Annotated in this window: 16 protein-coding genes and 1 tRNA gene; 8 read left to right on the top strand and 9 right to left on the bottom strand. The window is 54.1% G+C overall.

The annotated features are described in order from the left end of the window. Positions 1-128: 128 nt before the first annotated feature. On the bottom strand, positions 129-1,586 hold the full coding sequence (locus TH4_RS07015) for a TrkH family potassium uptake protein (RefSeq protein ID WP_245227770.1): 1,458 nt from the start codon (positions 1,584-1,586) through the stop codon (positions 129-131). A 218-nt stretch (positions 1,587-1,804) separates the two neighbouring features. On the opposite strand from TH4_RS07015, the gene TH4_RS07010 reads away from it, so the two are divergent. The 4 genes from TH4_RS07010 (at position 1,805) to TH4_RS06995 (ending at position 5,462) form a co-directional block, all read left to right on the top strand. Next, positions 1,805-2,536: a thermonuclease family protein gene (locus TH4_RS07010; RefSeq protein WP_064780432.1), complete on the top strand. Its 732-nt coding sequence runs from the start codon at positions 1,805-1,807 to the stop codon at positions 2,534-2,536. A gap of 84 nt (positions 2,537-2,620) precedes the next feature. Further along, positions 2,621-3,079: an ArsI/CadI family heavy metal resistance metalloenzyme gene (locus tag TH4_RS07005; RefSeq protein ID WP_064780506.1), complete on the top strand. Its 459-nt coding sequence runs from the start codon at positions 2,621-2,623 to the stop codon at positions 3,077-3,079. A gap of 6 nt (positions 3,080-3,085) precedes the next feature. Beyond that, positions 3,086-3,655, top strand: a complete 570-nt coding sequence (locus TH4_RS07000; RefSeq protein ID WP_064780431.1) for a sigma-70 family RNA polymerase sigma factor — start codon at positions 3,086-3,088, stop codon at positions 3,653-3,655. A 214-nt stretch (positions 3,656-3,869) separates the two neighbouring features. Then, positions 3,870-5,462 carry an anti-phage dCTP deaminase gene (locus TH4_RS06995; RefSeq protein ID WP_064780430.1) on the top strand — a complete coding sequence of 531 codons (1,593 nt, stop codon included), beginning with the start codon at positions 3,870-3,872 and terminating at the stop codon, positions 5,460-5,462. 371 nt (positions 5,463-5,833) lie between these two features. Here TH4_RS06995 and TH4_RS06990 read toward each other — a convergent pair. The 4 genes from TH4_RS06990 to TH4_RS06975 all read right to left on the bottom strand — a co-directional run bounded on the left by TH4_RS06990 (position 5,834) and on the right by TH4_RS06975 (position 9,417). Beyond that, positions 5,834-5,907, bottom strand: a tRNA-Gly gene (locus TH4_RS06990). 94 nt (positions 5,908-6,001) lie between these two features. Continuing rightward, positions 6,002-7,159 (bottom strand): PQQ-dependent sugar dehydrogenase, encoded by a 1,158-nt coding sequence (locus TH4_RS06985; protein WP_064780429.1) that lies wholly within the window; start codon positions 7,157-7,159, stop codon positions 6,002-6,004. A 62-nt stretch (positions 7,160-7,221) separates the two neighbouring features. Then, positions 7,222-7,701 carry a xanthine phosphoribosyltransferase gene (gpt, locus tag TH4_RS06980; RefSeq protein WP_008889111.1) on the bottom strand — a complete coding sequence of 160 codons (480 nt, stop codon included), beginning with the start codon at positions 7,699-7,701 and terminating at the stop codon, positions 7,222-7,224. A 162-nt stretch (positions 7,702-7,863) separates the two neighbouring features. Beyond that, a complete protein-coding gene (locus tag TH4_RS06975; protein ID WP_064780428.1) occupies positions 7,864-9,417 on the bottom strand; it encodes a tetratricopeptide repeat protein in 1,554 nt (517 codons plus the stop codon). Positions 9,418-9,876: 459 nt separating this feature from the next. Here TH4_RS06975 and TH4_RS06970 point away from each other — a divergent pair, with 459 nt between their 5' ends. Continuing rightward, positions 9,877-11,535, top strand: coding sequence for a methyl-accepting chemotaxis protein (locus TH4_RS06970; protein WP_064780427.1), 1,659 nt, complete (start codon positions 9,877-9,879; stop codon positions 11,533-11,535). Positions 11,536-11,609: 74 nt separating this feature from the next. Here the strand turns inward: TH4_RS06970 and TH4_RS06965 are convergent, their stop codons facing one another. The 3 genes from TH4_RS06965 to ubiE are packed head-to-tail and all read right to left on the bottom strand — an operon-like array spanning position 11,610 to position 14,441. Then, the gene (locus TH4_RS06965) at positions 11,610-12,050 is read right to left on the bottom strand and encodes a GNAT family N-acetyltransferase (protein ID WP_064780504.1); all 441 of its coding nucleotides are present in this window, start codon (positions 12,048-12,050) and stop codon (positions 11,610-11,612) included. A gap of 41 nt (positions 12,051-12,091) precedes the next feature. After that, entirely contained in the window at positions 12,092-13,654 is a 1,563-nt protein-coding gene (gene ubiB, locus TH4_RS06960) for a 2-polyprenylphenol 6-hydroxylase (protein WP_008889107.1), read from the bottom strand. A gap of 13 nt (positions 13,655-13,667) precedes the next feature. After that, the gene (gene ubiE / locus TH4_RS06955; protein WP_064780426.1) at positions 13,668-14,441 is read right to left on the bottom strand and encodes a bifunctional demethylmenaquinone methyltransferase/2-methoxy-6-polyprenyl-1,4-benzoquinol methylase UbiE; all 774 of its coding nucleotides are present in this window, start codon (positions 14,439-14,441) and stop codon (positions 13,668-13,670) included. A 156-nt stretch (positions 14,442-14,597) separates the two neighbouring features. Here ubiE and TH4_RS06950 point away from each other — a divergent pair, with 156 nt between their 5' ends. The 3 genes from TH4_RS06950 (at position 14,598) to TH4_RS06940 (ending at position 18,837) form a co-directional block, all read left to right on the top strand. Next, positions 14,598-15,242 (top strand): phosphoribosylanthranilate isomerase, encoded by a 645-nt coding sequence (locus TH4_RS06950; protein WP_064780425.1) that lies wholly within the window; start codon positions 14,598-14,600, stop codon positions 15,240-15,242. Between the two features lie 109 nt (positions 15,243-15,351). Then, complete coding sequence (locus tag TH4_RS06945) at positions 15,352-16,344, top strand: ion transporter (protein WP_064780424.1); 993 nt, start codon at positions 15,352-15,354, stop codon at positions 16,342-16,344. A gap of 228 nt (positions 16,345-16,572) precedes the next feature. Continuing rightward, complete coding sequence (locus TH4_RS06940; RefSeq protein WP_064780423.1) at positions 16,573-18,837, top strand: anthranilate synthase component I; 2,265 nt, start codon at positions 16,573-16,575, stop codon at positions 18,835-18,837. A gap of 144 nt (positions 18,838-18,981) precedes the next feature. On the opposite strand, the gene TH4_RS06935 is transcribed toward TH4_RS06940, so the two are convergent. Next, a complete protein-coding gene (locus tag TH4_RS06935; RefSeq protein WP_064780422.1) occupies positions 18,982-19,599 on the bottom strand; it encodes an RNA methyltransferase in 618 nt (205 codons plus the stop codon). Positions 19,600-19,613 lie beyond the last annotated feature (14 nt).

Genomic DNA, 19,613 nt, shown 5'->3' with positions numbered 1-19,613 from the left:
CACTGTTTGTGTGTTTGTTATTAACGCTACAAACTTATACACGGCGCGAAAATGACGCAAAGTAAACCTGCGGTCTGTGGCAACCATCACAGACCGACACCAACAATCGAGAAAATGAAGATCAGGGATCAGTCGCGCCAGAAGGACGGCATCAACAGCACAAGAAGCGTCTCGAACTCAAGCCGGCCCAGAACCATCGCAACATCCAAAATCCACTTCGCAGAATCCGGCAAGGACTGGAAATTACCCGCCGGTCCGATGATATTGCCAAGCCCCGGCCCGACATTGGCAAGCGCTGTTGCCGCCGCACTCATCGAGGTAATCAGATCAAGCCCCGTCAAACCAAGGGCAATCGTCACCGCGATATAGCTGATGGTCAGAAGAAATACATAGACCGTTACGGCGTTATAGATGTCGGATGTGATTTCGTGGCGATCAATGCGGCTGACCACCACGGCAGACGGACTGCGCAGGCGCATGAAATGGGCACGAAGCCCGGTAAACACGACATACAGGCGAAACATCTTGAACCCGCCCGATGTTGATCCCGAACAGCCGCCGATAAAAGTCGCAAAGAAAAACAGCATGACCGCGGCCGGACCCCACAACAGGTAATCACCTGATGCATAGCCCGTGGTCGTAATCACCGACACAAGGTTGAACGCCGCCATGGTCAGCGACCGGAAGAAGCCGTCATCTGAAATCTGCAACAGCCGCAAGGTCAGCAAAAATGTAAAACCTGCAATGATCAGGCAGAACAATTTGATTTGCTGATTGCCAATCACGGCCTTGATCGCACGCTTGCGCAGAAAGACCGCATATGCGGTAAACGGCAAACCGCCAAAGAACATGAACAGGATGGCAATCCAGTGCAGCGACAAGCTGGTGTCAAACTTGGCAAATGAAAGGTCCGACGTGGCATAGCCCCCGGTCGACAGCGTCGTCATGCCGTAATTGATCGCATCAAACCATCCCATGCCAAAGATGCGATACAGCACGATGCACACCAGGGTCAGAACCGAATAGATCATCACGATCTGCAGGCACATATCGCGCATGCGACCGCTAAGTTTTTCCGACCGATCCGAACTTTCCATCTGGAAAAGCTGCATGCCGCCAACCCGCATCATCGGCAGAAGGGCCAAGGCGGTCACGATGATCCCGATCCCGCCCAGCCACTGCATGATAGATCGCCAGATCAGCAATCCCGGCGGCAGTTCATCCAATCCCGACAGGATCGTCGATCCGGTCGTCGTCAAACCCGATACGGTTTCAAACACCGCATCACAGAAACTGATTTCAAGCGATGAATACCAAAGCGGCAAGGACCCGGTCAGGCTGATCGCAATCCATGACACCACGGTCAGGACATAGCCCTGGCGTGCTGTCACACGCGGGCCGATATCGGACCGGCAAGCAAGACACGCCATACCGCCAAGCCCGATGGTCGTGATCGAGGCTTGGGCAAAAATTTTCCAGTCCGGGTTACCATATGCAAGATCAACAGCAGCAGGCACCATCATCGATATACCGATGATAATGACCATAACCCCGACAACGAAAAAGATGGGTTGCAGACGGAACAAGCAAGCTTCCCTGACAGCAAAAGACAAACCCGCTTGTAGCGCCAATTGACAATTGATGCATCCGGTTATTGTGCATGACACCATTGATGGCAATTCCCGCTGCCCGCCATCTACCGGACAAGGGCGTCATCATTTTGCCGTTCTTTTTGCTTGTTCTTTTGCCATGACCGTTGTGTCATTCTTGCCAAATACTCACCCCGCAGATCTTTGAGGCCAGTGTGAAACGCGTTATCCGCCTGATCGTCCTTCTTGCCATTCCGGCCTTGATTGCCATTGGCCTTCACTGGCACAGCGCACCGGTCCATGCGGCTGACACCGCGTCCCAAGACAACGCGCCCCAACTTGCTGATCTGGCCGGACAGGAAGCCAGGGGCCGCGATGTTCAGGTGATTGACGGCGATACCATCATTATTGCAGGTCAGGTGCTTGATATCGCCGGCATGGATGCCCCGGAACTCGGTCAGCAATGCCTGCATAATGGCAGTTTCTGGGACTGCGGCATGTCTTCGGCCATGCAATTACGGAAATATTTCGCCATGGCGCCGTTTGATGTCCATTGCTGGCCCGGTGATCAGGAACGCGCGGGCAAGGCCGATGATTTCCCCATCGTCGAATGCGGGATCGGCGAACGTGACGTGGCGGCGGCAATGATCAGCGACGGTGAAGCGCTGCCGATTGCAGGCTACTCCCATCGCTATGACCGGCTGTCGCGCGATGCCGACAATGCCGGCATCGGCATCCATGGTGGCGATATGATTGCTCCGTCTGACTGGCGGGCGGGTAAACGGCTTGACGGTGAAACCGGACGCTGCCTGTTCATCGCTGACGGCAAGGGCAATTACCTCAGCACCCTTGATCCGCGCTTTGCCGATTTTGCTTCAGATACCAAAATCTGCAGCGACGAAGAGGCACGTGACATGAACCTGAACTATCTGCCACCATCACCGTAACCAACCCCTTTTGGGTGCTAGGTGCATCTTTTGGCGTTTTCGCGCGTCTTCCTGTTTATCGCTTCGATCAAACAGGAGAATAAGATGCGCCTGCAACTTGCCTTGAATGTGAAAAACCTTGACCGTGCCATCGCGTTTTACAGCGAAATGTTCGCAAGCCCGGTGCACAAACAACGGCCGGGATATGCCAATTTCGAAATTGAAAACCCGCCGCTTAAGCTGGTTTTGTTCGAACACCCGGCGGCAACCGAAAACCTGAACCATATCGGTGTCGAATGTCTCAGCGAACAGGCGTTTGAAACCGCCTCAGCCCGTCTGCATCAAAGTAATCTTGTCACCAGCGACGTTGCTGAAACCGGATGTTGTCACGCAAAGCAGGCCAAGTTCTGGGCAACAGGACCAGACGAACTTGACTGGGAGTGGTATCGTATCCTTAACGATGCGCCACATGACCAGTCTGCCGATCGACAAACGTCAGGGGCTGGTTGTTGTGGCCAACAACCGGGCAAGGAACCGCAACCAGATCAGGTGTGCTGCGCGTAAAGAACCATGAAGTTTGCATCGACACATCATACAAACTCAGACTGGCAGGCCTTGCAAAAAGGCCTGCGCAGTTTCGTCTATCACCGCCTGCCCCAGGACGCGGTCGACGATGTTGTTGCCGACATCCTTGAAACGATTATCCGCAAAAAATCGGATCTTCGCTTGGCATCCAATCCATCGGCATGGATTTATGCCGTCGCACGCAGCAAGGTGGCGGACTTCTATCGACGACAGGGGCACGAACGCATTGCCCTCGACGCCCTGCAAACAGACCCGACAACAGAAACACCAAACAATTTGAACCGAACAATTGATGATGGTGCGGATGTTAATGGTCTGAACGATTGTCTGACCGAGATCATTTCGACAATGGCTGCCCGTGATCAGAATATTCTGCGCGCGATTGACCTCAACAACACCCGCCAGATCGACTTTGCAACCCAGCACGACCTTGCGCTGCCAACCGTCAAATCGCGCATTCAACGCGCCCGCAAACGCCTGCGCGACCGGTTGATCTCATGCTGCCCAGAGGGAACATTAAACGACTGCGATAACGCCTGCTACTGCATGGAATGAATCAACACTGACCACCTAGCATTGCTTTGAGAAAATTTTTAGCGAGGAAAAGCAGTCTAGCGCATAACCTTTTTGGCAAACAGGTTGTATGCACATTGAACTCTGGGGATTACAAATATTAGATCAACATAAATATATATAAACTCTTGATGGACCGCCTTATATGAGTACAATTTAAACTACAGGTTGTCAAAATCAAGGTATTGTAAACTAAATGAAACAGTCGCAGACACAAACCAAACGCAAGGAACCGGAAATTTTCATCGGTTTAGTTGGCGCAGTTGGCTCAGATTTATCATTTGTTTCAGCTAGACTTGAGCAGGAATTCAATAAAGCAAAATACCAAACTTCTGAGATACGCGTTAGCCAGATCCTTGGTGAGTGCCATAAATACAAATCTCGAGTTCACTCTGACCCACCACACCCAGAAGATGTAAGAATTAATACATTTATGGAATGTGGCGATGATTTAAGAAAATCATCATCGCGAGGCGACATTTTGTCTATTCTTGCTATATCTAAGATACGACAAGTACGCTACGAACACCATCAAAAGGACAACAAGCCAATTGAAGGTAAAGCTTACATAATCAACTCATTAAAACACCCTGCTGAAGTTGATCTTCTTCGCGAGGTATATGGTGATTCATTTTTTTTGATTTCTGTGTACTCACCTCGAAATGAGAGAAAACAAAACTTATCAAAAAAGATAGCGAAATCTAATAGATCTTTTGATGAAGATAAGTACTTAGACAAAGCAGAAAATTTAATTGAAAAGGACAAAAAAGCTCAAGGAGAAGACCTTGGTCAAAATGTTAGAGACACATTTCCTCTAGGAGATTTTTTCGTCGACTCTTCAAAAGATGCCGAAATAGAAAAGCAAATAAGTCGTTTTATTTCGGTAATTTTCAACGCACCATTTGTAACTCCCACACGCGACGAGTTTGGAATGTTTCATGCTCAGTCTGTCGCTCTTCGTTCAGCAGATCTATCTCGGCAAGTAGGTGCGCTGATATCAGCGACAACAGGAGAAATTGTAGCATCAGGGTGCAATGAGGTGCCAAAAGCAGGGGGAGGATCTGTCTGGGAGGGCGACGATAAAGATTACAGAGACTTTCAACTCGGGCACGACACAAGCGCCAAAATGAAGAACAAAATAGCTTCCGAACTTCTCGGCCGTTTGAAAGATGCTGGTTGGTTAGCAGATGAATTTGCTAGGCAAGACATAAGCGATCTAACTGAAAAATCCCTTTTTGAGGGTGACACCGCGCCTTTTCGTGGCACTAGGGCTGCTAGCTTATTGGAGTTTGGGCGTATCGTTCACGCCGAGATGAGTGCGATTACAGAAGCTGCTCGCAGAGGGATACCGCTCGCTGGAACAACTTTGTATTGCACGACTTTCCCGTGCCATATGTGCGCAAGGCATATCATTGCCTCTGGAATTCAACGAGTCGTATACATTGAGCCATACCCAAAAAGTATGGCGAAAGAGCTTTACCAAAAATCCATAAAGGTGGATCATGATACTGATGCTGATGACGGTGCCGTGAATTTTTCACCCTTCCTTGGCATTGCACCAAGGAAATATATGGAATTTTTCACTATGCCTTCAAAACGGAAAGATTCACGAGGTCATGTCGCAACTTGGAGTGCAAACGAAGCTGAGCCAAGAGTGAATACATACCCTACATATTTAGAAATTGAAGCCTCGCATCTTTCTTACTTGAATGATAACAACAGCACCCTCGGCATCTTGGCACCATCTAAAGATGATAGTTCTAAGGGAGACACAAATGGACAATCCTAATTGGTTGTATCAGAGAATCTCTTCGGCAGCAGAGCAAGTTCGAGATTGGGAAGACTGGAAAGCTACTTCTTATCGTAACTCTGTCGAAACACCTTCCTATCAAGCAACATATCAGGGTTCATCAACCACAAAGACAGCTGCTACATCAGACGAACGCTAAGACAAATACTGATAGGAAGAAAACTCAGCAGCTAAACTAGCTAAAAGTGTGGCAGGGAGATCAACTCCGTGCTGCACTTTTATGTGCTAATAGACAAATCGTTTGGTTGTATGCTCTTATCCCAGCAACGAGCTTCACATAAACACCAATGTGTATATTGAGCACACACATTATTCTCTGTGAGATTAGGCTTGATGCGAATCAAAAGGCTTGGAGCGGGTGAAGGGAATCGAACCCTCGTATGCAGCTTGGGAAGCTGCCGTTCTACCATTGAACTACACCCGCGAAGCGCGCGATTTATAGCCCGCTTTTCCGATCAACGCAAGCCGGTCCCATCCAGATCCATCCAATTAATTGGCCGACCAAATACCGGAAAACTTTAGCCTTCCGGCACCATGCGCCAGATCGCACTGGCATGGTCATCGGAAATCAGGATCGATCCGTCGATATAGTGTTTCACATCGACCGGACGCCCGATCACTTCGCCATTGCTGTGCAGGAAACCAACAAGGAACGGGTTTTCTGTCACCGGTTTGCCATTGATGAATTCGACCCGGACAACCTCGTACCCATCCGGAACTGTGCGGTTCCAGGATCCATGCAGCGCAACCAGCGCATCCCCGCCATCGAAGGTGAAGCCAAGCGGCGCATTATGGGCATTAAAGGTAAATTCCGGGAAAGTGACTTCTTCTGGTACCGTTTCATCGGAAAATTGCGGGCTCCTGGTGTCATTCCCCGCATACCACGGATAGCCATAGAACTGGCCAGACTGGCTGGCACGATTAAGTTCCTCACGCGGGATATTATCACCCAGCATATCGCCGCCATTGTCGGTAAACCAAAGCTCGTCCGTTTCCGGATGGAAGCTCAGCCCGACAGAATTGCGAATGCCGCTGGCATAAATTTCAGGCGCCCCACCATTGACCGGGATGGAGATGATCGTGCCTTCAAGGCCACTGACCTTGCAGATATTGCACGGCGCCCCGACCGCAACAAACAGGCGGTCGCCATCGGGTGACAACGCGGCATAGCGCCAGCCATGATGGCGCTCATCGGGCAGATTGGTAAACAGGATCCGCGGGCGACCAAGGCTTTCGCCATCAAAATTGGCAAGATCATAGGACACGATGCGGTGTTGATCGGCGACAAACAAGGTCCTGGGTTTATAGGCAATCCCGTTGGCCAGTTTGAAGTCATCGGCAATCAGATTGACGTCCTCGGCAACGCCATCACCATCCTGGTCACGCACGAAATAAAGGTTCGGTCCACGCGTTCCGACAAAAGCGCCGTTTAGCTCCGGGGCAACCGCAATCGTCCGGGCGTTGCTCACCTCGGCAAACACCGAAAGGCGATATCCGCTTTCAGCCGTTAGCATCGATTGAACGCGCGCCACACGTTCGGAAACCTGCTGGGCCTGTGCCGAAAGACTTAGCGTGGTCACAGCCGCGGCAGAGACAGCCCCCAAACACAAACGCCCGGCCCATCGGCGTGCGATGTGCAACTGGCGACGGAAGTCCGGGCGTAAATATTGGGTCATCCTGAAATCTCCTTGTCTGGCAATCGGCCTTACAAGGGATACGGACAGTTTCCCCAGGTCGATTAACGAACGCGTTCAGAGATCGGGGCGTTGACCGACAGTTCCATGTCCCACGGGAAGTAAATCCACGTATCCTGGGAGACTTCGGTCACAAAGCTGTCAACGATTTCACGGCCAAGCGGCTTGGCGTAAACGGTTGCGAAATGCGCATGCGGCAGTTTTTCGCGCACAGCCTTGGCGGTTTTGCCGGTATCGACCAGATCATCAATGATCAACATATCGGTGCCGTCACCCTTGATGTCTTTCAGCCATTCCAGATCGCCACGCGTCTTGTCAGAGTAGCTGCGTACGCACACCGTATCAATCAGGCGAATATCAAGTTCGCGGGCAATGATTGCCGCCGGCACAAGACCGCCACGGGTGATTGCCACGATTCCCTTGAACGGGCCTTTTTCCAACAGTCGCCATGCAAGTGCACGGGCATCGCGATGCATCTGTTCCCAGGAAACCGGGAAACCTTTGTTATAAGCAGCTTCGCTCACAAGAATTCTCCTGCGCCAGATCGGTTCGCCAAATGAATGTGCCCCGGAGATTACCTAAAGGCGTCACCCAAAGGCATCACCATCCAGACCCGCATTCCACAAAATTAAGCCGCTTAACTACGCCCTGTTGGGCCCGAAGGCAAGTATTCGCTGGCAACGTTGTTACTGCGCGTTCATCCGCGCTTGCAGCAGGGTTGAAAAATCACTGCCGAGTTTCTGGATCGCCGATGACCAGTCGCCGGGTTTGTCCTGACGATAGATCCGCAAGGTCGGATACCATGGGCTATCGGCCCGATGCACCATCCAGCGCCAGTCGGTCGTATAAAGCTGCAACATCCAGACCGGCACGCCAAGCGCGCCTGCCAGATGGGCGGGTGAGCTATCAATCGTGATCACAAGATCCATCGCCTGCATCAATGCGGCACTGTCGCCAAAATCATGAATATGATCGCCAAGGTCGGTGACAAAGGCATGCAGGCCAAGCTTGTCGATATCCGCCCGGCGATCATCAATCTGGAAGCTGTAAAATGCCGCCCCCTTGGCCGACAAAATCGGCAGCAAGGTCTCAAGCGGGCAGGACCGATCCCGCGGGTTAAGCTTGCCCGCCCAGATCAGCCCGACCTTAAGCACCGTGCCCGGCGGCGGTGCCAATCGCGCACGTTTGCCCTGTGGCGCGGAGATGTAGCTATCAGTCGAGATTTTATGAAGCTCTTTGGATCCGATCCCCATCACATGCGGCAGGCTTAAAAGCGGCACATGCACATCAAATTCCGGAAGCGGTCGGCCCTTTTCCACAACGGTGCCAACGCCCGACACAGTTTTCATGATCGGGATCAGTTCCTTGCGACATTCAAGGATCACATGTGCGGCCTTTTGGGCCACCAACGGCACAAAACGCGCAAACTGGATCATGTCGCCAAAGCCCTGCTCGGCGCGCAGTAAAATGCGTTTGCCGCGAAGATCAGCTTTGCCGTCCCATTCGGGGGCGGTTTCAAGCGGCCGGATCGGATTATCGGCAAGTTTGCGGCGCGTCTCGTACCCCGCCCAACCTTCGGCATAGTTGCCAAGCGCAAGATGCGCCAATGACTTGTCCCAGTTCGCATCGACATAATCAGGGTCAATCGCAAGCGCACGCTCGAAAGAGTCAAGCGCCTCTTCAAAGCGGTTCATATCGCGATAGACAAGGCCGGTATTAAACGTGTGCGACTTGACACTGTCATCGAGTTCAAGCGCCCTCTTGTGCGCAACAAGCGCCTCGTCAAAGCGCATCATTTCGCGCAGACAATTGCCCATATTCGACCACAAGCCAGCATTGCCGGGGCGCAAATCTGCCGCCCGTCGATAGGCAATCAGGGCGGCCTCGAACTTCTTGCTGCGACGAAGCGCCACGCCAAGGTTGTTCCACACATCCGGTTGATTGGGGTTCTGGCGAAGAGCCGTGCTGTAAAGGCGGATGGCATCATCAATCTGGCCGGCCTGATGGGCGGCAAGACCGCGCTGAAACAGGTCACTGATCACCTGTCGGCGCTGAACCGCGGCATCACCATTTTTGTCCGACGGCATGCTTTGATCGCTGCTGGCAACGTCATGGGTTTTCGGGGTCGCATCCTTGGCCGAAATCACCGGATCATTCTGTTTGGCTGCCATATTGTCCGCAGATGGCTTTGATGCCTTCTTTGCCGGTCGTTTTTTGCGCGTTGTCGCCGCTTTCGCCATTCCTGTTCCCCCCGGTGCCTTTGCCCTTATCTGGCAAAAGCCATCGCCCCCGTTAAAGGCATTTCCCACAGACTGACCACAGCCCTGACCGCCCGATTCGGCGGCATGTGGCCTTTCCTGCACAAAGCATAATTTACCAAAAAAGCCTTACCAATAAGTGGATTTATTCATTTGGTTTTATGGAAATGGAATATTCGCCACGCCCATCGTTTCTTGTTTCAGTAATTTTACCAGATGGGGTAGCCTCAGCGGCATAACAACAAACCAGAATGTAGTCGTCGCGCCTTTGTGCCTCATTACGGAAAAATAAACGCACGATTTGGTCACTGTGAACATCACACAGGGCAACAATTCGTCACAACCTGACTGTTGGTAACATGATCGGAGCTTCAGGCCGATCACCGACATCAGATCTAGGGATTGGGTTAATTCTGCCTTTGAAGGATTGGGAGACCGTAAATGGCCGAACCTAAGAGATCCGGTGCCTCCGTCGGACGTAAAGTAATTTTTGTGATTGTGGGACTTCTCATCGTTGGCTTCGCCGCGATGATGACCATCCAGACCGTCTCGCAACGCAATGCCATGATCGAAATCATGTATAATGAATCGGTCGAAAAAACCGAAATGCTGTCAACTGCGGTTCAGCCGGGCTTCATTGCCATGGACGGCGCATCGGTCGAAAAGGAATTCCGCAAGATCACCGACAAGGAAGGCTCGCAGCTGGCAAGCCTGATCGCGGCAAATCCTGATGGTGATGCCATCGGCACCTATCAATCAGAAACACTCAAAAAGCATGATCTGGCAGCCCTGATCGAGCCATATCTCGGGCAGCTTGAAAACAAGGAAGTCATCAGCTTCATTTCCGAAGACGCCGTGATCGTCGGTGCCCCGATCACCAAATACTCCAAGCGCCGCGACGAAGATCAGTATCGTGGCATGCTGGTCACCGCCTGGTCACTTGATCGCGTCAACGCCGAAGTCCAGCAGGCCGTTATCATTCAGGTCGCCCTGGCTGCGGCCATTCTGGTGGTTTTGCTCGGCGTAACATGGTTTGTCCTGCGTCATCAGATCCTGACCCCGATGGTCAAGATCAATGGCGCGATGCGGTCGCTTGTCGATGGCGAACTGGATGTCGATATCCCGGGCCTCAAGCGCAATGACGAAATCGGCGAAATGGCGTCATCCGTCGAAATCTTTAAGGAAAACGCCAAGCGCGTCGCCCAGCTTGATCGCGAACGCGAACAGGAACGCGAACGTGCCGAGGCCAAACGTCGCGAAGCCATGGCGGCCCTTGCCGGTCGGTTTGAACAAACCGTCATGGGTGTGGTCGATGGCGTGTCTGGCGCATCGGGTGAGATGCAGGAAGTCGCCCAGACCATGGTGGCCGCCGTGCAACAAAACGAGGCTGGTTCACAGGCCGTGGTTGCCGCTGTTGAGCAGGCCAACCACAGTGTCGAAACCGTCGCAAGTGCGGCCGAACAGCTTGCTGTTTCGATCCGCGACATCAGCGCGCGGGTAAACGAAACTTCGAACATCACCGCCAATGCCTCGACCGAGGCAAACCGGGTCAATGAAATGGTTCAGGGGCTTGATGTCTCGGCTCAGAAAGTCGGCGAGGTTGTCCAGATCATTCAGGCGATTGCCGAACAGACCAACCTTCTTGCACTCAACGCCACGATCGAGGCCGCCCGGGCCGGTGATGCTGGCAAGGGCTTTGCCGTCGTCGCCAACGAGGTCAAAAACCTCGCCAATCAGACCGCGCGTGCGACCGAGGATATCTCGGAACAGATTTCCGGTATTCAGGGCTCGACCCAGCAGGCGGTTGGCGCGATTGACGGGATCACCGGCATCATTGCCAACCTGAATGACATCGCATCCGAAGTGGCGGCTGCGGTCGAAGAACAGGGTCAGGCAACCACGGAAATCTCGACCTCGGTTCAACAGGCGGTTCAAAGCACGCAGGAGGTGTCCAATCACATCCGCGAAATGCAGGAGGCCGCCCGCCAAACCGGCGAAGCCGCCCATCAGGTATTGGGCGCGTCTGACAAGCTTAACAGCCAGTCGGGCACGCTGCGCGGTGAAGTTGGCAACTTCCTTAATGAAGTGCGCGCAAGCTAAGCTGCATCTGGCTTAAAACGTAAAAAAACGCCGCCCGGTTATCCGTGGCGGCGTTTTTGCTTTTCGATGTGGTCCTAGCGCAGCGGATCGCGGTTCCGCGCATCTTCATCAAGACGCATCATCATCATGTCGTCGAGATCGGTATAACCATGCAAACGATAAAGCGGTTGCATGTCCGCTGTCGCCAGAAGCCAGCGTTTCACACGCCTTAGTTCAGGATGGTTATGCAACGCATCAATCATTTTGGCGGCAATGCCCATACGGCGATAATCCGGATCGACAAACACATCGGCAACATAGGCAATGGCGATCTGATCACTGACCACACGCGCAAAACCGACCTGACGGCCATCGCAATAGGCGCCCACAGGAAATGACATCTCGACAGATCGGTCAAACTCACCGCGCGTCCGCCCGGCGGCCCAATAGGACGCAGCGATAAAATCATAGCAATATTCAAGATCGATCCGTGACCGATCCAGGCTGATTTCAATGGTTTTATCGCCATCTGCCATCATGGTCGTCCCACAAGGTGTCGTCCCAGACGGTGATTGGGTTATTTCAGGTAAACCGCAACAGCCAGTGCCGCAATCGCCACCCACATCACAAGGGATTGACGCGAAAATCCGCCAGGTTTGCTTTGTCCGTTATTTGGCTTGCCACGCATGGCGGCAACCGTGTCGGGATGCAGGCGCAATCCCTGATCAGTAAAGACGGCGGATGCCTGTTCTGCGGCTTCGATCACGCGCGGCAGTCGGCGCAACATGGTGCCCGCCTGAAGGGTGGCTTCCTTGATCTTGGCTTCCGGGCCAAGGTTTTCCCGCATCCAGTCTTCGATCAGCGGACGTGACAGTTCCCACATATTCTCATTCGGGCTGAGAATACGTGAAAGCCCCTCGGCAACGATCATGGTTTTCTGCAGCATCAAAAGCTGTGGCTGCGTTTCCATGCCGAACTGTTCGGTAATCTGAAACAACTGCCCCAACAACCGGCCGACGGAAATATCGGCCAGTTCCTTGCCCAGGATCGGCTCGCCAATTGAACGGCAGGCTTGCTGGAAGTTTTCAAGTGACTGGTTGCGCGGAACATACCCTGCTTCGAAATGGACCTCGGCCACGCGGTGATAATCACGCGTCAAAAAGCCCAGCAGCATCTCGGCCAGATACAGACGCGTCTGTTTGTCCACCCGGCCCATGATGCCGAAATCAACCAGGCTGACCCGGCCGTTTTCATCGACAAACAGGTTGCCCGGATGCATGTCGGCATGGAAAAAACCGTCGCGGAAAACCTGTTGGAAAAATGCTCCGGCCGCCTTGGCCAGCAAATCAGACCGATCAATGCCCATGCGATCAAGGGCTTCGACATTATCGATACGCACGCCCTTGACCCGCTCCATGGTCATCACATGCTCGGCGGTACGTTCCCAATCGATCTGTGGGATGTAATATGTCGGATCGTCTTCGAAATTTTGGCGGAACTCCGATGCTGCCGCCGCCTCGAAACGCAGATCCATCTCAAGATGGACACTGTCTTCCAGCGCCTTGACCGTTTCAATCGGTTTCAGACGACGCAGGCGCGGCTGGGTCAGTTCGACAAGTTCCGCAATCCAGTAAAACAGGTCCATGTCGCGCGCAAAGCGATACCGGATATCCGGGCGCAGGACCTTGACCGCCACTTCGCGCCCGTCGGTCGTGGTCGCGAAATGCACCTGCGCAATCGATGCTGCGGCAACGGGCGTTTCATCAAATTCGGCAAACAGCACGTCAAACGGTTCGGCCAGCTGTTCGGTGATGATGCGTTTGGCAACCTTGGCCGAAAACGGCGGCAGGCGATCCTGAAGCGACGACAGGTCGGCGGCCACATCATCGCCGATCAAATCGGATCGGGTCGCCAAGGTCTGGCCAAGCTTGATGAAAGCCGGGCCCAATTCCTCAAGCGCACGCGCAAGGCGCTTGCCCGGTGGCAAATCAGACCGGCGCGAAAACGGGGCTGTCAGGCGGGCCAGAAACGCGACAAGTTTCCCCCCCGGTACAAGGGCCAGCGGAAACAGCGCATCATAGCGCGCCAAAGTACGCGCCATGGCAAGCAGGCGAAAGCTGTTACGAATAAAACGGATCATGCGTCAAACGCCCTTATATCCGCCAACCGGAATGAATGGCCGCAATCCCGCCAGACAGGTTGCGGTATTTTACCCGCTCAAAGCCAGCAGCCCGGATCATCGATGCAAATGTTTCCTGTTCGGGGAACTTGCGAATGCTTTCCGCCAGATACTGATAGGCTTCGCGATTGCCCGCAATAAACCGTCCGATTTCGGGCAAAAGCTTGAATGAATAGGTATCATACAGCTTATCGAACCCCGGCACGACGACCTTGGAAAATTCAAGGCACTGGAACTTTCCACCCGGACGCAGGACGCGATACGCCTCCGAAAGCGCTTCTTCAATGCGCGTCACATTACGAATGCCAAAGGCGATGGTATAGGCATCAACCGACTGATCGGGCAGCGGCAATTTCTGCGCATCACCGACCGTCCAGTTGATGTTTTTCAGGATCCCGTGATCAACCGCGCGGTCGCGCCCGACATGGAGCATCTCATAGTTGATGTCACAAACCGTGACAGAGCCGCCGCCATTTTTCAGGAAGCGAAACGCAATATCACCAGTACCCCCGGCAACGTCGAGCAACTTCATGCCCGGACGCGGCTTGAGCTCGTTGATGAAACTGTCTTTCCACAAGCGATGCACCCCACCGCTCATCAGATCGTTCATCAGGTCATATTTCGACGCAACAGTGTCGAAGACCTCGCGCACCATGGATGCCTTCTGGCTTTCGGGAACATCACGAAAACCAAAGTGGGTTGTGTTTTCGCCGGTTTCGCCCGCGGCAGGGTCTGTGTTCTTGCTCATGGCCGGGAAAATAGCGCAGCAATGATTATCCTGCCAGTGGAAAGCCACGACAAAACGCAAATATCCTGTTGGATCGTGGTCATTTCTGTTAAGTCAATCTGACGCGACAAGCGTTTTCCAAGAAGTTTAGAGCGACGACAAGAACAGGATGCCCCGATGACCTGCATGGTAAAAATCTGTGGAATTAACAGCGAAGATGCCGCGATTGCAGCCATGAGTGCCGGGGCAGATGCGCTTGGATATGTCTTTTTCCCGCCAAGCCCGCGCCATATCTCGCTTAAGGGCGCCAAGACGCTCACCGAACGGGTCCCCAACAGCATCTATAAGGTTGGCCTGTTTGTCGAAGCCGGTGACGAGGCGCTTGAAAATGCGATCAAGGCCGGCAATCTCGACGTCATCCAACTTCATGGCAAGGAAAGCCCGGAACGCGTGGCCGAGGTCAAGGAACGCTTTGGCCTCAAGGTCATGAAGGCCATTTCTGTCAGCACCGCAAACGATATCGAAAACGCCAAGAAGAACTATGACGGCGTTGCCGACTTCCTGCTGTTTGATGCCAAACCACCCAAGGACAGCATCCTTCCCGGTGGCAATGCGGTTTCATTCGACTGGACGCTTCTGACCGGTCAGAACTTCCAAAGCAACTGGATGCTGGCCGGCGGCCTTGATCCCAGCAACGTCGCCGAGGCCGTGAAGATTACAGGTGCCCCGTGGGTTGATGTGTCATCCGGCGTCGAACGGAGCAAGGGCGTTAAGGACCCGCGCAAGATCTCGGCCTTCATCCAGGCGGCAAAAGGGTACTGATACCTCTGAGCGACTGCGAGCAGAGCTGATTTAACCATTTCTGAAATGATTGGGCGCAAAACTGCCCGGGCAATAGTGCACTCCATTGCCCGGACCGAGTACGCGCGACATGAAACCGACCCTTCGATCAAGAACCCAGAAACTTCTGCACGGTGTTGACCGGGAGTCGCGGTTTTCGCTTTTTGTGCATCTGGTTCTGGCCAGCGCGATCATCGTCAATGTCGTCTCGGTGATCTTTGACTCGGTCGAAGCCTTTGCCGAACGCTATTTCATTCTGTTTGCCACAATCGAGATCGTCTGCACGCTGATCTTTGCCATCGAATATGGCCTGCGTGTCTGGTCCGCCCCGGACAATCCACGCTTTAGCGGCCGATTTGCGCGTCTGCGCTATATGCTAACCCCGATGGCGCTGATTGACCTTCTGGCGATCCTGCCGATCTTCCTGTGGTTCTTTACCAGCATTGATTTGCGCTTTATCCGTATTGTCCGGTTGCTGCGCCTGTTGAAATTCACCCGCTATTCCACCGGGCTGGAATTGATGATGCTGGTATTTCGCCAGCAAATGGGCATTTTTGGCGCCGCCAGTGCCGCCCTTGCCTGCATGCTGGTTTTCAGTGCCGGGGCGATTTACCTCGCCGAACACGAAGCCCAACCCGAACAGTTTTCCAACCTGCTTGATGCGCTTTATTGGAGTGTCATTACGCTTGCCACAGTCGGCTATGGCGATGTTGTGCCGATTACGCCGTTTGGCAAATTCCTTGCCAGCATCATCTCGCTGACCGGGATCGGGATTGTTGCCGTCCCGGCCGGTATTCTGGCGTCGGCCTTTAACGCCGAACTGCGCAGGCGCGAAAGCGAATATCGCCATCAGGCCACCCGCCAGTTGCTGGGCAAACGTTTGACCGAACGGGTTCGCCACAAACTGCGTTCCCATCAGGAAGAACTCGGCATCAGCGAAGAACAGGCCCAGTCGATCATCGAGGACATCCGCGATGTCCATCGCAATGAAAGCGATGAAATCCTGACCTGTCCGCATTGCCATCAGCCGCTTCACCTTGAACTGCACGACACCGAAACAACACCCACGCCGCAAAAGTCTTGACGCCCGGTTTTTTTGGGCACATGGTTGCGTCATGAAAACACACGGCATGAACCCGACCCGCATTGCAAATCGTTGGTGGTGGCTCGCTTAAGCGGGCGGCCAAAACTCGTGCCCTAAACATACCGGCCGCCTCATTCTTGCAGGCGGCTTTGTGTTTTCAGACTTCTTCTTCCTTGTCTTAAGATCACATGGCTCCTGCGGCGAAAGGCCCACACAGGAGTAAAAAACGTGACGACCCCGACAAGCCAGACCGGCATTTCCACTGACAGCAGCGAATATCGCTACACCACCGATGGCGGTGTTTCGGTTATCCGCCGCATGACCGAAATGCCTTATGAAAACGCAACCGAAGGCCTGATTGATGCGCTTGATGCCACCAAGGGCGTGTTGCTGTCTTCAAGCTATGAATTTCCGGGGCGCTATTCACGTTGGGATATGGGCTTTGATGCCCCGCCGCTTGAAATTGTCGGGCGCGAACGCGGCTTTGCCGTGCATGCGCTTAATGATCGCGGGCGGGTGTTGCTTGATGTCATCGCAAGTGCGCTTGAAAACCATCCCCATGTCGAAAGCCTGACCAACGGCGAAGACGGGCTGTATGGCGTGGTCAAAAAACCCGCCGCCTGGTTCCCCGAAGAAGAGCGCAGTCAGCAACCCAGCCTGTTTTCCGTGGTGCGCGCACTGCGTGATCTGTTCGGTCACAAGGGCGATGAACGTCTTGGGCTTTATGGGGCGTTTGGCTATGACATCGCGCTTCATTTCGAACAGATCAATCTGGCCCAGGACCGCCCGGCTGACCATAAGGACATCCATCTGTTCCTGCCCGATCAGATGGTCACAGTCGACCATGCCTCACGCGTCGCCACCCGCTTTGATTATGAATTCATCGCCCCCGATGGCCGCAGCACTGCAGGCCTTGAGCGCATTTCACAACCCCATCCGCCATCACGCGGCAACAACGCCGCCATCGAAAACGATATGAAACAGGGCGAATATGCCGCCATTGTTGAGGATGCGAAGCACCGCTTTGCGCGCGGGGAATTGTTCGAAGTCGTGCCCAGCCGCGTTTTCCGCACCGCCTGTGATGTCAAACCATCGGAAATTTTCCGCCGTCTCAAGCGTCGCAACCCGGCCCCTTACGGTTTCCTGATCAATCTCGGGGACGGTGAACATCTGATTGGCGCATCGCCCGAAATGTATGTCCGGGTCAAGGGACAGCGTATCGAAACCTGCCCGATTTCCGGCACCATCGCGCGTGGCCGCGATGCGATTGAGGATGCTGAAAATATCCGCACGTTGCTGAACTCGGCCAAGGAAGAGTCGGAACTGACCATGTGTACCGATGTCGATCGCAACGACAAGGCACGCGTCTGCAAACCGGGCAGCATCCGTATTCTGGGCCGGCGTCAGATCGAAATGTATTCCCGCCTGATCCACACGGTCGATCATGTCGAAGGTCGCCTGCGAGATGGGTTTGATGCGCTCGATGCCTTCCTGACCCATTGCTGGGCGGTCACGGTCACCGGTGCGCCCAAGCGTGCCGCGATGAAACATATCGAGGCCGTCGAACGCAGTGCGCGCGCCTGGTATGGCGGGGCGATTGGCGCTGTTCTGTGCAATGGCGATCTGAATACCGGCCTGACGTTGCGCACCGTGCGGCTCAAACAGGGTGTCGCCGAAGTCCGTGCGGGTGCGACGCTTCTGTTTGATAGCGAACCGGACGCCGAAGAAGCCGAAACCGTATTGAAGGCATCGGCGATGATCGATGCCGTCACCCGCGATGCCAAGGATGAAGTCACCCTTGATCCCACGGTGTCGGGTGTAGGCAAACGCGTGCTTCTGATCGATCACGAAGACAGCTTTGTGCAAAACCTTGCCAGCTACATCCGCGCGACGGGTGCCGAAACGCTCACACTCCGCCCTGGCTTCCCCGATCAGGCGTTCGAGGATTTCAAACCTGATCTGGTGTTCCTGTCACCGGGTCCCGGCCGGCCGGATGACTATCACCTGCGCGACAGCATCGAACGCGCTCTTGCCGCGGGCTTGCCGGTGTTCGGGGTTTGCCTTGGTCTTCAAGGGATTGTCGAATTCTTTGGCGGGTCACTCGGCCAACTTGTCACACCGATGCATGGCAAACCGTCAAAGGTGAAACTCGATACAACCGATCCGTTGTTTGATGGCCTGCCCAAAGACATCGTTGTCGGACGCTACCATTCCCTGTTTGCCAAGGCGGCTGAAATGCCAACCGACCTTACGGTCACGGCACGCAGTGACGACGGGGTGATTATGGGCATCCGCCACAAAAGCCTGCCGATCAGTGCCGTGCAGTTCCACCCCGAAAGCCTTTTGACCCTTCAGGGCGAAGTCGGCATGCGCATGATTGCAAACCTTCTGCGCAACCCGCATGGCGAACGCCCCGATGACAAGATCGAAGACCCCGAACAGGACGACACGACAAACAAGGAAGATACAGCGACCGATCACAAGGCCGCCTGAGCATCATCAAACACCCTGATCTGCGTGGCGTGCCAAGCCCCCCCTGTCAAGGCAACGCAAACCGCAGATCACACACAGCAACGGCCGTGCTCCTCCCTCGCGGCCGTTGCTTCTTTTTTTGCTCAGGGTAGCTTGATGCCGTGATCAGGCATCGTCATCATCAAGCGAACCGTCGATTACGGAGTAATCCGGCGGCGGGGCCTGACGGAACTTTTCCGGGTCACCCTTGCGTTTGTCGCGCGTGCGTGAAATCCAGCCGCCGTAATGGGCTTCGGGCTTGGGTTCGGTGGGGCCACCGGCACGCACCGGGCGCGGGGCAAACCGGCCCAGATTGATGACGCGGTCATACATCACGATATTGGCGGCAATCGCCACATTGACACAGAAACTCATCGGGATCTTGATGATGAAATCGCATTTTTCCTGCATTTCATCAGACAGGTTTCCGCGTTCCGGACCCAGGATATAGGCGGCCTGCGACGGATGCTTGAAGCTTGGCAGTTCAATCGCATCGGGTGTCAGTTCGACCCCCACCATGCGGCAACCTTGCGGCAGGAACAGGTTTTCGTGATCGGGGAAATGATAGTAGGGTATCTGTTCGCCCGACTTCGATGTATCGGTGATGTTGGAGCGTTCCTCACGGAAATCTGCATCCACCGTAAACGCAAAACTTGCGCCAAAGGCATGGGCAGAACGAAACAGGGTGCCCACATTCAAAGGCTTGCTTGCCCCTTCAATTCCAATCCCGAAATAGCCGCGCATATCTTCCTCCGTGC

Origin of the sequence: Thalassospira tepidiphila MCCC 1A03514 (genome assembly GCF_001662875.1) — a bacterium.
Lineage (GTDB): Bacteria > Pseudomonadota > Alphaproteobacteria > Rhodospirillales > Thalassospiraceae > Thalassospira > Thalassospira tepidiphila.
Note: the sequence above shows the minus strand (reverse complement) of the source record. Positions and strands in the feature narration are given on the sequence as shown.